This is a genomic window from Olleya sp. UBA1516 (assembly GCF_002323495.1).
GTDB lineage: Bacteria > Bacteroidota > Bacteroidia > Flavobacteriales > Flavobacteriaceae > Olleya.
Genome location: NZ_DCQO01000009.1, coordinates 255512 through 267575 on the forward strand (window position 1 = coordinate 255512; position 12064 = coordinate 267575).

At 29.5% G+C, this 12064-nt stretch carries 18 protein-coding genes; 11 read left to right on the plus strand and 7 right to left on the minus strand.

Annotated features, from left to right (window positions below; genetic code table 11):
- Positions 1 to 498: 498 nt before the first annotated feature.
- Positions 499 to 1101 (plus strand): bifunctional phosphoribosyl-AMP cyclohydrolase/phosphoribosyl-ATP diphosphatase HisIE, encoded by a 603-nt coding sequence (gene hisIE / locus B2989_RS05295; RefSeq protein ID WP_292945219.1) that lies wholly within the window; start codon positions 499 to 501, stop codon positions 1099 to 1101.
- A gap of 99 nt (positions 1102 to 1200) precedes the next feature.
- Here the strand turns inward: hisIE and B2989_RS05300 are convergent, their stop codons facing one another.
- The 3 genes from B2989_RS05300 to B2989_RS05310 form a co-directional block, all read right to left on the minus strand.
- Positions 1201 to 2445 (minus strand): S41 family peptidase, encoded by a 1245-nt coding sequence (locus tag B2989_RS05300; protein WP_292945222.1) that lies wholly within the window; start codon positions 2443 to 2445, stop codon positions 1201 to 1203.
- A 95-nt stretch (positions 2446 to 2540) separates the two neighbouring features.
- Positions 2541 to 3338 carry a LytTR family DNA-binding domain-containing protein gene (locus B2989_RS05305; RefSeq protein ID WP_292945225.1) on the minus strand — a complete coding sequence of 266 codons (798 nt, stop codon included), beginning with the start codon at positions 3336 to 3338 and terminating at the stop codon, positions 2541 to 2543.
- Between the two features lie 62 nt (positions 3339 to 3400).
- Entirely contained in the window at positions 3401 to 3817 is a 417-nt protein-coding gene (locus B2989_RS05310; protein WP_292945228.1) for a hypothetical protein, read from the minus strand.
- Positions 3818 to 3908: 91 nt separating this feature from the next.
- On the opposite strand from B2989_RS05310, the gene B2989_RS05315 reads away from it, so the two are divergent.
- From B2989_RS05315 to B2989_RS05345, 7 genes are all read left to right on the plus strand, one after another.
- Complete coding sequence (locus B2989_RS05315; protein ID WP_414692214.1) at positions 3909 to 4688, plus strand: tRNA pseudouridine synthase A; 780 nt, start codon at positions 3909 to 3911, stop codon at positions 4686 to 4688.
- A gap of 175 nt (positions 4689 to 4863) precedes the next feature.
- The gene (locus B2989_RS05320; RefSeq protein WP_292945231.1) at positions 4864 to 5367 is read left to right on the plus strand and encodes a Dps family protein; all 504 of its coding nucleotides are present in this window, start codon (positions 4864 to 4866) and stop codon (positions 5365 to 5367) included.
- A 46-nt stretch (positions 5368 to 5413) separates the two neighbouring features.
- The gene (locus tag B2989_RS05325; protein ID WP_292945234.1) at positions 5414 to 6319 is read left to right on the plus strand and encodes a mechanosensitive ion channel family protein; all 906 of its coding nucleotides are present in this window, start codon (positions 5414 to 5416) and stop codon (positions 6317 to 6319) included.
- A gap of 47 nt (positions 6320 to 6366) precedes the next feature.
- Positions 6367 to 6519 carry a DUF1328 family protein gene (locus tag B2989_RS05330; RefSeq protein WP_028282108.1) on the plus strand — a complete coding sequence of 51 codons (153 nt, stop codon included), beginning with the start codon at positions 6367 to 6369 and terminating at the stop codon, positions 6517 to 6519.
- A 100-nt stretch (positions 6520 to 6619) separates the two neighbouring features.
- Positions 6620 to 6820 carry a hypothetical protein gene (locus tag B2989_RS05335; RefSeq protein ID WP_292945239.1) on the plus strand — a complete coding sequence of 67 codons (201 nt, stop codon included), beginning with the start codon at positions 6620 to 6622 and terminating at the stop codon, positions 6818 to 6820.
- Between the two features lie 23 nt (positions 6821 to 6843).
- Positions 6844 to 6984 carry a hypothetical protein gene (locus B2989_RS05340; protein ID WP_191098705.1) on the plus strand — a complete coding sequence of 47 codons (141 nt, stop codon included), beginning with the start codon at positions 6844 to 6846 and terminating at the stop codon, positions 6982 to 6984.
- 125 nt (positions 6985 to 7109) lie between these two features.
- Positions 7110 to 7781 (plus strand): DUF2461 domain-containing protein, encoded by a 672-nt coding sequence (locus tag B2989_RS05345; RefSeq protein ID WP_292945246.1) that lies wholly within the window; start codon positions 7110 to 7112, stop codon positions 7779 to 7781.
- On the opposite strand, the gene B2989_RS05350 is transcribed toward B2989_RS05345, so the two are convergent.
- Positions 7778 to 8224 carry a hypothetical protein gene (locus tag B2989_RS05350; RefSeq protein WP_292945249.1) on the minus strand — a complete coding sequence of 149 codons (447 nt, stop codon included), beginning with the start codon at positions 8222 to 8224 and terminating at the stop codon, positions 7778 to 7780. The two genes, B2989_RS05345 and B2989_RS05350, sit on opposite strands and share 4 nt — an antisense overlap.
- 8 nt (positions 8225 to 8232) lie before the next feature.
- On the minus strand, positions 8233 to 8649 hold the full coding sequence (locus tag B2989_RS05355; protein ID WP_292945252.1) for a glyoxalase: 417 nt from the start codon (positions 8647 to 8649) through the stop codon (positions 8233 to 8235).
- A 119-nt stretch (positions 8650 to 8768) separates the two neighbouring features.
- Between B2989_RS05355 and B2989_RS05360 the strand changes: the two genes are divergently transcribed.
- Positions 8769 to 9158 (plus strand): acyl-CoA thioesterase, encoded by a 390-nt coding sequence (locus B2989_RS05360; protein WP_292945255.1) that lies wholly within the window; start codon positions 8769 to 8771, stop codon positions 9156 to 9158.
- A 28-nt stretch (positions 9159 to 9186) separates the two neighbouring features.
- On the opposite strand, the gene B2989_RS05365 is transcribed toward B2989_RS05360, so the two are convergent.
- Positions 9187 to 9459: a DUF3817 domain-containing protein gene (locus B2989_RS05365; RefSeq protein ID WP_145001736.1), complete on the minus strand. Its 273-nt coding sequence runs from the start codon at positions 9457 to 9459 to the stop codon at positions 9187 to 9189.
- Positions 9460 to 9549: 90 nt separating this feature from the next.
- On the opposite strand from B2989_RS05365, the gene B2989_RS05370 reads away from it, so the two are divergent.
- Positions 9550 to 10470, plus strand: a complete 921-nt coding sequence (locus B2989_RS05370) for an EamA family transporter (RefSeq protein WP_292945260.1) — start codon at positions 9550 to 9552, stop codon at positions 10468 to 10470.
- Positions 10471 to 10674: 204 nt separating this feature from the next.
- Entirely contained in the window at positions 10675 to 11130 is a 456-nt protein-coding gene (locus B2989_RS05375; RefSeq protein WP_090841006.1) for a cold-shock protein, read from the plus strand.
- 80 nt (positions 11131 to 11210) lie between these two features.
- On the opposite strand, the gene B2989_RS05380 is transcribed toward B2989_RS05375, so the two are convergent.
- On the minus strand, positions 11211 to 11948 hold the full coding sequence (locus B2989_RS05380; RefSeq protein WP_292945273.1) for an NUDIX hydrolase: 738 nt from the start codon (positions 11946 to 11948) through the stop codon (positions 11211 to 11213).
- Positions 11949 to 12064 lie beyond the last annotated feature (116 nt).

Below are 12064 nucleotides of genomic sequence, written 5' to 3' on the forward strand. Positions count from 1 at the left end.
AACTAGTTTCAGTATCACATAAAGTAAAACATAAAAGTGTAGTTTGCACCAAATAAAACAGAGCAAACAAAACATAACGTCACTTCGAGTGATTTGTGAAGCATGAGCAAATTGTATCGAGAAGCAAAAGAAAAAAGGTTCTCGATACAAAATTGCGAAAAAAGCAATTTCACTCGAACTGACGACACAATAATAAAAACAACGTCATACTGAACTTGTTTCAGTATCACATAAAGCAAAGCGTAAAACAGTAGTTTGCGCCAATTAAAACAGAGCAAACAGCATAACGTCACTTCGAGTGATTTGTGAAGCATGAGCAAATTGTATCGAGAAGCACAACAAAAAAGGTTCTTAATACAAAATCAAAAAAAGACAATGTCATTAGTACTAACGACACAATAATAAAACAACGTCATACTGAACTTGTTTCAGTATCACATAATTAATAAATGGTTGCTAAAAAGCACAATGTTTATAGCAATACCAATACATAACAAGATGACCATAGATTTCAACAAAAACAATGACGGTTTAGTACCAGCAGTAATCCAAGATGCCACAACAAAAAACGTGTTGATGTTGGGTTACATGAATGAAGAAGCATTTAATAAAACAAAAGAGACTAAATTGGTTACTTTTTTTAGTCGCACAAAAAACAGATTATGGACTAAAGGTGAAGAAAGCGGAAACGTTTTAAACCTTGTAGATATAAAATTAGATTGTGATAACGACACGTTATTAATACAAGTTAATCCAAAAGGACCAACGTGTCACAAAGGGTCGGATACGTGTTGGAACGACACTAACTCTGAAAATTTCGGTTTTATTTCAAAATTAGAAAACACGATTGAAAGTAGAGTAGCAGCGGGAAATACAGAGAAATCTTATGTTGCCTCATTATTTGCTTCAGGTATAAATAAAGTAGCACAGAAAGTAGGAGAGGAAGCTGTAGAGGTTGTTATTGAAGCAATGGACAACAAAGACCATCTGTTTTTAAGTGAAAGTGCAGATTTACTGTTTCATTACTTAATGTTATTACAAGCAAAAGGGTTTAAGCTTAATGATGTTGTGGAGGTTTTAAAAGGTAGAGAGAAAAAATAAACATATAAAACTGTCGCTAATTTTTTAGCGACAGTTTATCTAATGATAAAATAGAAAGTTTAATCGTGCATTAGAACCACGTAAAACAATTATATGTAATTAATTAGATGTGTTTTTTATTATTGCTAATGTTTGCTCTAACCAGTCTTTACCAAAGTCTAAAGCAATTTCTGGAGTGACACCTTTCCCTTCGTAAGCTAAATACTTATTAAAATTCATGTCTGTTGGTGTAATATTAAAATTACCAGAAGGTGTATTATAATTGTACCCGTAATTCATTCCGTAAGCAATAATACCGCGTGTTGTCTGTCCTAAATGTTTTGCATTTTTAAGTGCTTTTAGTTTTAAAGTAAATTGCTCTCCATTACTTCCTGTAAAGCAATTGGTTAAAATATACACGTTTTTCTTTTTTAATAATTTTAAAAAGGGATCAGATAGTTTACTGTTTCCGCCACCATTACTTCTTAAATCTACAATTACATTTGTTGCAGTTAGCTCTTTTTTCGCTTTAGCGTAAAAATCTTTAAATGCTTTTCGATTAGATTTACTAAACGAACTAAAGTTACCAAAATACATATATTGAGTATCTGGTGTTAATTGTTTAAACTCCCAGTTAGATTGGTCTTTTATTGGTAATTCTTCGTTATTAGTATTAGTAGCTTTTTTATATATCCAAAGTCTTCCATTTTCAAAAGAAATACTTTTAACAAAACCAGGAGATCTAGTACTTGGGTTATAGTAAAACAGATTATATTTTATTCCTGTAGTGTGCGTAGCATAGACTATAATTTGTCCAGCTTCCCATTGATTTAGGTTACTTTTTAAAACAACACCTACTAAGGTATCACTATCTTTTTGTTGGTAAATTCCAATTTTAAGATCGTCACCATAATTATAAATACCTTCTAATTCTTGTTCGTTTTTTTTAGATAATTCAGCCTCCAAATCGTTTAGGTTATATTCTGTTTTTGGATGCTTTTTAAAAGCATTACTAGCTTTAAAGTCATTTAGTTTTGAAGTATCGTTTAAATCTTCCTTATTAATTGGAGTTTTAATATAGCTTAATGAGGCATGCACATCATTAACTAAAACCATTTGTTGTAATAACATTTTATAGCAATCCTCTATTAAAATGGGCTGCTTCATTTGGTTGGATAAGTTTGTGTATGTATTTTCAAATTCGGTTGCTTTCTCACCTTTAATTTGTGTTTTAAAAGAAGGCATTGCTTTTATTTTTTCAACAATAAAATCTAAATCGGTTTTACAGTCGCAAGTTTCGGTTTGAGAAAAAGTAAGCTGAATAGAAGCTAAAAAAAGTACTAAAATTAATGTGAAATTTTTCATTGTAACGGGTTTTTATTGATTAAACTTTCTGAAGCAAAGATATATTTCAAATCAAATAAAAATCAATTATAATAAGGGTTTGGGGTGAAATACCGTTATGCTGTGGCGAAATTTAAAGCACTTTTAATAGCTTCTAAATAAGTTTTGGATATTGGCACTTCTATGTTATGCGATAGTACTAAAAAGTGTTTTCCTTTTTCGGTTTTCCAAGACTGAAAATGATAAGGATTTATAACGTAAGAGCGATGTGTGCGTTGTAATTCTGTAAAAGTAGTTTCGATAGTAGATAATTTATTCCTGATCAAACTTTTTTTCAGAATAGAACCAGAAATATAAAAAACTTCAATATAATTATCTGAAGATTGTACCGCAATTAAATCGTTTAAATGAAGCTTTAAACTTTCATAATTACCTTCTCCTTTAATCTCAATTTTTTTATCCTCAAGTATTTTTTCAAAATATTTTCCAAAAGCAAAACGACCAATAATTATAATTGGTAAAATAATAGCTAATGCAGGTAGTAAAAGTGACATAAGCATATAGCCTAAAGTATGTGGATTTGCTTGACCAGCGACCACAACATATAAATAATAAGACCTAGCTAAAATAAGAGAAACAACAGACAGGCTTAATAAAAACAGTATTTCGTGTTTTAGTAACCAATTATTTCGTGACTGTTTATAAATGTAATTTTGTAGCGGTAAAAATAGTAAGTATGATAGCGTCGCAATCAGACTATAAAAAGGTAGGTACTTTAGTTTTTCAGTGGTATTAAGTTCGCTTATGTCTAAAGGCTCAGTAATAAATAAAAATAAAAAAATCCATAAAGCAAGACCAAACCCAATAATAACGTGGTGTTTTAAATAAGGATCGAAGGGGTATTTTAAATTCAAATTAAAAAAGAATTAAAAAGCATCAATTACATAATTGATGCTTTTGTGTGTATTGATTAGGTTTAAGATATCCATCCTTTTTTAGTTGCATGATTGGCTAGCCATACTAAAGCCATTCCAACAATCACTATCATTGGTGTCATTGCATTAGCCATTTTTAGTACAAATACTAAGTAATACATTTGTGCTAGTGCTGCAATTAACGAAATTAATAAAACATGAAAAGCCCATTTTTTTCTTATCACCAATGCCAAGCTTCCAATTGCTCCAGCAAAAACAGCTATTGCAAAAGCACCAATATACCAAGAGGGTAAGTTTGCATACATCTCCTGTTCTGCTTTTGGTAGTTGTTCTAATACTTCGTCAGTCATCATAGATTGCCCTATGTAAGCAAATACGCCTAAAAGGTTCCATATTAAGGCAATAATACTAATTACTAAAAACCACATAGGTGGTTTTTGTGAGGTTACATTTGTCATAAAGTTAGTTTTAATTAGTTATTAAGGTTTCAAGGTATAAAATTTTTGCGAAATGATTACAAAGCAGTATTTTCGGCATTCATAAATTATCATGCAAAAAAAGTATTTCTACGTCATTACAATTCAATATTTAGGGTATAGGTTTCATGGTTGGCAAAAGCAGCCTAACTTAAAGACCTTACATTTAATGATTGACAGAACTTTAAATTTCATTTTAGATAAAAAGAAATTTAAAACCTTAACTTCTGGTCGTACAGATGCTATGGTAAGTGCAGAGAGTGCTGCTTTCGAGTTGTTTTTAGAAGAACCTATTGATGATTTTGATGCATTTATGGCCTTGTTTAATTACAATCTACCACAAGATCTTCGTGCTTTGACAATTAAAGAGGTGGATAGTAAATTTAATATTATTCAACATTCAAAAATAAAAGAGTATTTATACGTTTTTGCTTTTGGCGGTAAGTTTCATCCTTTTTGTGCACCAATATTAACTACAATTTTGGATCCTTTAGATATTGAGTTAATGAAAAAGGCTGCGAGACTGTTTGAAGGAGAACATTTTTTAAAACACTATTGTTATAGACCAACAGATAATGGTATATATAATAGGACTATTTTAAAATGCGAAATTGTAGAAAACACCATCTATACAGCAAACTTTTTTCCAGAACAGAGTTATATACTGCGTGTAAAGGGAAAGGGGTTTATGCGCAATCAAATCCGTTTAATGATGGGAGCATTGATTGAAATTGGTCAAGGTAAACGCACATTAGCAGATATTGAAGCCAGTTTAAAACCAGATTTTGAAGGTCATAATCACTACATAGCTCCTGCTTCTGGATTAATTTTAAAGGATATCGAGTTCGAGTAAAAGTTATCATATTCTTCATAATTTCTACATTTTAACACTATTTTAATATAAAAACCTCTGTTTTATAGGTGTTTATTGAAATTCTATAACATTCTTAAAAAATCATATAACATGCCAACTGGATTAGTGTTGCATCTTTGTATCAAAGAAATTAACAACATTAAAAACAGAACACATGAATTATTTGAATATGCAAGATGAGAAAATACTACCTGTAGTTGTAGAGTTAAATACGTTACTAGCAGATTATAATATATACTACCAAAAATTAAGAAGTTTCCATTGGAATGTTTTAGGAAAAAACTTTTTTGATTTACATGAAAAATTTGAGAACATGTATAACGAAGCGAAATTAAAAGTAGATGAAATAGCAGAACGCATTTTAACTTTAAGACACCATCCAGTAAGTAAATTTAGTGATTATTTAAAAATTTCGTCACTATCCGAAGCCTCAAGCATGATTACTGATCAAGAAATGATAGAGGAACTACTAAATGACCATAAGACCATGTTAGCGCAAATGTCTCAAGTACTTAGTAAAGCAGAAGGAGCAGGAGATGAGGGAACAATTGATTTAATTGGTGCATACATTAGAGAGCTTGAAAAATCAAGTTGGATGTTAAACGCTTGGTCTAAAAATACCTCAGAGCAACTAAAAAAAGTAGTAACTAACAGTTAATTATAAATTTAAAACCATTACCTCTTAATTAACTTAACAAAACCATATGAAATCTCAATTATCAGAAGCATACAACCTATTAATCGACAAGTTAGAATCTTGGTTTAATGCTATTGTATCCAATATACCAAATCTAATTTTAGCCATAGTTGTATTAATTGCAGCTTATTTTATAGCTAAATATGTAAATAAATATGTTACAAAATTAGTGTCTAGAAAAATTCAGCAAAACTCTATTACTAACATGATAGGTAGTCTATCATCAGTAGTTGTAGTATTAGCAGGACTATTTTTAGCCTTAGGTATTTTAAACTTAAGTAAAACCTTAACCTCTTTACTAGCAGGTGCTGGTGTTGCAGGTTTAGCAATTGGTTTAGCATTGCAAGGAACATTATCTAATACGTTTGCTGGTATTGTATTGTCTTTTAGAAAAAAAATACAAATTGGACATTGGGTAGAAACCAATGGATTTTCAGGAGAAGTTATAGATATTAATTTGAAAGATTTTACCATTAAGGAAGCTGACAATAACATGGTGATAATCCCAAATAAGATGATCCTTGATAATCCCATGAAAAATTACACCTTAACCACTAAAATGAGAGTTTTCTTAGAATGTGGAGTAGGCTATGAGTCGGATTTAGATCATGTAGAACAATTAACTAAAGAAACCATTTGCAATACATTTGATCAAATAGAAAAACCAGAAGATGTGGAGTTTTACTACACAGAATATGGAGGAAGCTCAATTAATTACCTATGTAGATTTTGGATAGATGCAGAAAATGCTTTAGAAAAAATGAGATCAAAAAGTAAAGCTATTATTGAAATAAAGAAGGCTTACGACAAAGAAAATATAAACATACCATTTCCAATTAGAACACTTCAATTTGATAACAAACTATCATTTGATATGCCTAAGGAAACCGAGAATTCATTCTCAAACAATTAAAAGTAAAGCGCTTTTAGTTTAGTATTAATCATTAAAAACCAAAAATTATGTTACGTTGGACAATCACATTTATTATTATCGCAATTATCGCTGGAATCTTAGGATTTGGTGGAATAGCAGGAGCATCTGCAGGAATTGCTAAAGTATTATTCTTCATTTTTTTAGTGTTATTTGTATTGACACTATTAAAAAAAGCTTAAAACTAATAACAAACTAATAAAAACTAATCAGCTTTTAACTGATATTTTAAGCAAAAATAAGTAAGCTGATTAGTTTATTAAACCGTTAAAACCAAAAACAATGAAAAAACTTTTATATACATTACTAATCCTATTTTCACTTTCAATAGCTGTAACGGGATGTAGAGAAGAAAACAAAACGACTGAAGAAAAAGTTGAAGAAACTATAGATGACATAGACGACAACCTAGAGGACGCCTCAGATGATGTTGATGATGCTATGGATGATGTAGAAGATGAAATTGAAGAAATAGAAGAATAAAATAACCACTAACAACCAAAACAATGAAAAAACTAGCACACACATTTATCTTGTTATTTTCAGTATCATTACTATTAACAGGTTGCAGAGAAGAATCTACAGGAGAAAAAGTTGAAGACGCAGTTGAAAACGTTGCGGACGATGTAGAAGATGCAGTAGATTAAAACAAAAAAGAATAGCTAAGAAAAAGAAAAAATTAATTAATATATTTTAAATGTATTTGATTAATAGCAACAAAAGTCCTAATTAATTTTAGGACTTTTGTATTTTTAAACCATATCACAAATTTATGAGCATTAAACTAGCAATAGCGTTTCTTAAAAAATTAGAAAAAAATAATAATCGCGAATGGTTTGCAGATAACAAATCAGAGTATGACAAGGCGTTAAAAGCAACTAAATTGGTTTTTAATGACATATATTCAAAAATGCAAGTGCATGATGAACTTGATAAAATGAAGCTGTTTAGGATTTATAGAGACGTCCGTTTTTCTAAAAATAAATTGCCTTACAAAAATAATTTTGGAGGTACGTTTCATCGTGTTAAACCAAGATTAAGAGGTGGGTATTATGTGCAAATACAACCAGGAAATAATTTTATTGCTTGTGGTTTTTGGGATCCTAGCAAAGAGGATTTGTTAAGAATTAGAAAAGAATTTGAAATGGATGATAATGAGATTACATCAATCATTAATGATTCAAAATTTAAATCTGTTTGGGGAACACTAAAAGGTGACGAACTAAAAACAGCTCCAAGAAATTTTGACAAAGATCATGAAGCTATTGATTTAATTAAGAAAAAGCAATACATATTTTCTATACAATTTACAGACGCAGAAGTCATCTCAGAAGACTTTGCTCAAAAGGTCAATGACTATTTTAAAACCATTAGACCCTTTTTTGATTATATGAGTGATGTATTAACTACAGACTTAAATGGTGTGTCTTTAATACAAGATTAAGCAACTTCTGTAACCGTATATTTAGTACCATTAAATTCAAAAGTGTCACCTGTAGACTTTTGTTTTAATAATTGCCCAATAGGTGATTGTAATGAAATGGCATAATAATCTTGATTATCAATCTGGATTTTACCAGCACTAATGGATATAAAAAAGTGAAGACTGTCTGTCTTAACTAAGCTTCCTAAAGCTACACTAGTACTTAATAAATTGGCTTTTACTAATTTTAAATAATCTTGGGTTTTTCTAGCATCGTTTAGATAACCCATATTTTTTTCTAAATCATTTAAAAGTTTACCGTTTCCAGAATCATCATCATCAGAGCCTCCTTTATCATTACTCTCTATAGACTCTTTTATAAGGTCTATTTCGTTTTTATAATCTGTAATGCGTTTTTCTACCTGTTCGTTACAAATTTGCAGAAGTTGTTGTTTTATTGTCATTGGTTATATTAAACTGCTTTTAGTATTTCTGGTTTTTCAAATAGCTGAATATTACTTTGCAAACGCTGTTTTACAATGGACATCATTCGTTTATTTAAAGCGGACGAATTTAGAATATATTTTTCATATTCTTCTGTAGTAAATTGACCAATTATCATTCCTTTTATACTATTTCTAAATTTGATGTCTTTATGGACAGCATTTTCAATATAATTTAAACGTTTTTCAATGGTTAATTGATAAAATACATTTTTATGTTTAGCTATATAATTTCTAAAAACTTGAATAAATAATTCGTTTTGTAATTTTATAATTGGTCTAAGGGTTATGTTCTGGAAACGCTCCTCATCGCTCATATTTTGACTAATGATAATACTTTTAATTATGGGTCTGATAGCTAGTAATTGTGTGTCTCTGGTAGTCATAATATTTAAGTTTTATTAAAAATATCGATAATAAAGACTAATGATGGTATAGTTAAATATACTTTTTAACTGTGTTGTTAACAATCAAGATTTTTTATCTTTGATTAAAAGAAAAAAACATGAGATTTCACACTAGAAAATGGGTAAAACCCGAAGATTTAAATCCTAACGGAACATTATTTGGAGGACAATTATTAGCTTGGATTGATGAGGAAGCTGCACTTTATACAATAATACAGTTAGAAAACAATAAAGTGGTGACCAAATACATGAGCGAAATTAACTTTATGAGTAAGGCTGTTGAAGGTGATATAATTGAAATAGGTATGGAAGTTAAAAAATTTGGAAGTACCTCAATATCTTTAAATTGCGAAGTAAGAAATATGCGTACCAGAGAAACCATAATTACAGTAGATAATATTATTATGGTCAATCTAGACAAGGATGGTAATTCAAAACCACACGGAAAAACTAAAATTGAGTTTGTAAAGGATAGGTTGTCAAATTAATATTTTAGTGCATCACACTATTGCAAACTTATTTTAAGTATTTTTTATCTACGTAAAAAGTACCAAAAGGCAATATGGACGCCAATAATACAATACCAAAGACTTTATTTGACCATTTTTGTTCTGGCTTAATTAAAAAAGCTAGAGCAATGTATCCAACAAATAATAAACCATGTGGCATTCCTAATAATTGGACGTAATAATCGTCACCATCAGGAAGTCTTTTGTAAATAGCAGCAGCCATTAATAATAAGTAAGAAACACCTTCTAATAAAGCAACGATACGAAATGTTTGAAGCATAATATTTGTCTTTTTTACAAAGATAATTATTGTTTTTTTTAATTACCATTTATATAGGATTAATCATTAATTTCGTTTAAAATTAATCGTATGGATAGTACTAGAAAATCAATATTAATTGTACTTGCTTTTTTCTCTATTTACTTTATTTGGGGTTCTACATATTTGTTAAATAAAATTATGGTGTCAGAGGTCGCACCATTTTTTTTAGCAGGAATAAGATTTTTTAGTGCTGGAATATTGATTTTTATAATTGCCAAATTTTTAAAAATATCACTTAAAGCTACCAAAAGACAATTATTAAATTTAGCTTTTGCTGGATTTTTATTTCTGGTATATGGTAATGGAGTCTTTGTTTGGGCCTTAAAGTATGTAGATAGTGGTTTTGCTGCATTAATAGCAGCTACACAACCATTATTTGTTATATTTTTAATGCGAATATTGCATGGTTCTAAAATTAAAACTAAATCTATTATTGGTGTCATTTTTGGCTTTATAGGTATGTGTCTTTTAGTAAGTCAAGAAGCATTAGCACTTAATAAGGACAGTATTATTGGAATATTAATGATATTTACATGTGTATTAAGCTGGAGTTACGGTAGTATTTTTGTTTCTAAATCTAATTTGCCTAAAAACTTTTTTGTAGCAACGGGTTATCAAATGCTTTTTGCTAGTCTTTTATTATTTATATTAAGCTTAGCTTTTAATGAGGCTTGGTTAGCACCAACAAAATGGAGTCTAAATGCCAAAGGGTCTATGTTATTATTAATTGTCTTTGGAGGCGTTGTCGCGTTTACAGCATTTAATTACTTGTTAAAAGAGGTCGCTACAGAAAAAGTTTCTACTTCTGCCTATGTAAATCCTGTAATAGCATTGTTTTTAGGTTGGTATGTACTAGACGAGCAAATTACGATGCAATCTATAGTGGCAGCATTAACTTTATTAACAGGAGTTTATTTTATTAACTCTAAGAAAAAACTAGTTATTTTTTCACGATTTAAAAAGCAATAATTAAGGCTGTTACATAAAAAAAGCTAATTAGCCTAAAGACTTAATATACAATTATTTAAAAATTTACTATCTTTGTAGCTCATTTAAGCAAGTAAACCTTTCCTTAATCTTTATTTTAAGTACTTTAGAATCGTTAAGCAGAACATAGCTTTTAATTACTTTCTGACAAATGAATTCATTTAAAACACACATTTAATAACGCTAATGGCTAAATCGCAACAAACATTTAATAAAAGTGAAAAAGAAAAAAAACGCTTAAAGAAAAGAGAAGATAAGCGCAAGAAGATGGAGGCACGTAAGCTTGACAAAGAAGCTAATGGTGGTTCTGATGGTATACAGTTTGCATATGTAGACTATAATGGTAATTTGGTAGATACTCCACCAGATCCAGAATTAAAGGAAAAGATTGATGCAGAAGAAATCGTTTTAGGTGTTCCTAAAAAGGTTGAAGGAGAGGAAGAAGATCCAGTAAGAAACGGTAAAGTATCATTTTTTGATACATCTAAAGGTTTTGGTTTTATTATCGATACAGAAAACAACGAAAAATATTTTTGCCACGTTAGTGGATTGATTGATCAAATTGCAGAAAATGATAAAGTGTCTTTCGAGCTTGAAAGAGGAATGAAAGGGATGAACGCAGTTAAGGTTAAAAAAATATAATCGACCATAGTTTAAATTATAAACCCATTAAGAGTAATCTTAATGGGTTTTTTTTTATTTAAAAAATTACAATATAAATTTTAGATGCTTATCAAATAATTTTTGCTAAACATTTTATTATATATATCCAAACTAAACATATAAAGTTGTGAAGGTTTTTTGGATACGCCAACTTGCTTTTCATCTAAAGCAATAATGTATTTTTTGTTAATTAGCTTGCGTCTAAAGTTGCGATTGTCTATTTCAATGCCTAAGATAGATTGATATAGATCTTGTACTTCATTAATTGTAAATTTATCAGGAAGTAATTTAAATATGATTGGCTCTGATAAGCATTTAACTTTTAAATCTTCATAAGCTTCCAATATTATTTTTTCGTGATCAAAACCTATTTCAGGCAAGGTGTTAACAGGAAACCATTTTGGGTTGAAGGCGTTTTTTTCTAAATTAACATCTTCTGTTTTAAGTAAAAAGTAATAAGCTATTGTTATTGTTCTTAAATTAAAAGCTTCATTTTCAATCCAAATTAGGTCTTTTGGATTTGTTAATCTATCTGGATCTCCAAAAGCTTTAAACTGCTTTTTGTATTGATTTGTTAATCCTGTTAATTCTTTTAAAACTCTAGTGGCTGTATCGTCCAAAGTTTCGTCATTATATACATGATATCCCGTCAATACAAAATCATCAACCAAAATTTCTTCAGACAATTTAGATTTTAAAAATCGGTTTATTAATAAAACATTCAACGACTTGGTGTTGGTGTCATAACCAAATACCACACAATCTACCGATAGGTTTAATATTTTTTCTGTACTCATAGATTTATTTCATTTATTAAAATAGGCACGTTAACGTCTTTGTTACGTTAAATAATATATGTGTATCCAATACAATATACTTAAGTTTTTGGTAATATAGCATATATAAAAGTTAA

Bases quoted from the DNA above. Each gene is read 5' to 3' on its own strand.
- B2989_RS05335 (WP_292945239.1), top strand. From the start codon at position 6,620: ATGAAAAAACTTTTATATACATTACTAATCCTATTTTCACTTTCAATA.
- B2989_RS05320 (WP_292945231.1), top strand. From the start codon at position 4,864: ATGAATTATTTGAATATGCAAGATGAGAAAATACTACCTGTAGTTGTA.
- B2989_RS05375 (WP_090841006.1), top strand. From the start codon at position 10,675: ATGGCTAAATCGCAACAAACATTTAATAAAAGTGAAAAAGAAAAAAAA.
- B2989_RS05325 (WP_292945234.1), top strand. From the start codon at position 5,414: ATGAAATCTCAATTATCAGAAGCATACAACCTATTAATCGACAAGTTA.
- B2989_RS05370 (WP_292945260.1), top strand. From the start codon at position 9,550: ATGGATAGTACTAGAAAATCAATATTAATTGTACTTGCTTTTTTCTCT.
- B2989_RS05310 (WP_292945228.1), bottom strand. From the start codon at position 3,817: ATGACAAATGTAACCTCACAAAAACCACCTATGTGGTTTTTAGTAATT.
- B2989_RS05360 (WP_292945255.1), top strand. From the start codon at position 8,769: ATGAGATTTCACACTAGAAAATGGGTAAAACCCGAAGATTTAAATCCT.
- B2989_RS05340 (WP_191098705.1), top strand. From the start codon at position 6,844: ATGAAAAAACTAGCACACACATTTATCTTGTTATTTTCAGTATCATTA.
- B2989_RS05365 (WP_145001736.1), bottom strand. From the start codon at position 9,459: ATGCTTCAAACATTTCGTATCGTTGCTTTATTAGAAGGTGTTTCTTAC.
- B2989_RS05330 (WP_028282108.1), top strand. From the start codon at position 6,367: ATGTTACGTTGGACAATCACATTTATTATTATCGCAATTATCGCTGGA.
- hisIE (WP_292945219.1), top strand. From the start codon at position 499: ATGACCATAGATTTCAACAAAAACAATGACGGTTTAGTACCAGCAGTA.
- B2989_RS05355 (WP_292945252.1), bottom strand. From the start codon at position 8,649: ATGACTACCAGAGACACACAATTACTAGCTATCAGACCCATAATTAAA.
- B2989_RS05300 (WP_292945222.1), bottom strand. From the start codon at position 2,445: ATGAAAAATTTCACATTAATTTTAGTACTTTTTTTAGCTTCTATTCAG.
- B2989_RS05345 (WP_292945246.1), top strand. From the start codon at position 7,110: ATGAGCATTAAACTAGCAATAGCGTTTCTTAAAAAATTAGAAAAAAAT.
- B2989_RS05315 (WP_414692214.1), top strand. From the start codon at position 3,909: ATGCAAAAAAAGTATTTCTACGTCATTACAATTCAATATTTAGGGTAT.
- B2989_RS05350 (WP_292945249.1), bottom strand. From the start codon at position 8,224: ATGACAATAAAACAACAACTTCTGCAAATTTGTAACGAACAGGTAGAA.
- B2989_RS05380 (WP_292945273.1), bottom strand. From the start codon at position 11,948: ATGAGTACAGAAAAAATATTAAACCTATCGGTAGATTGTGTGGTATTT.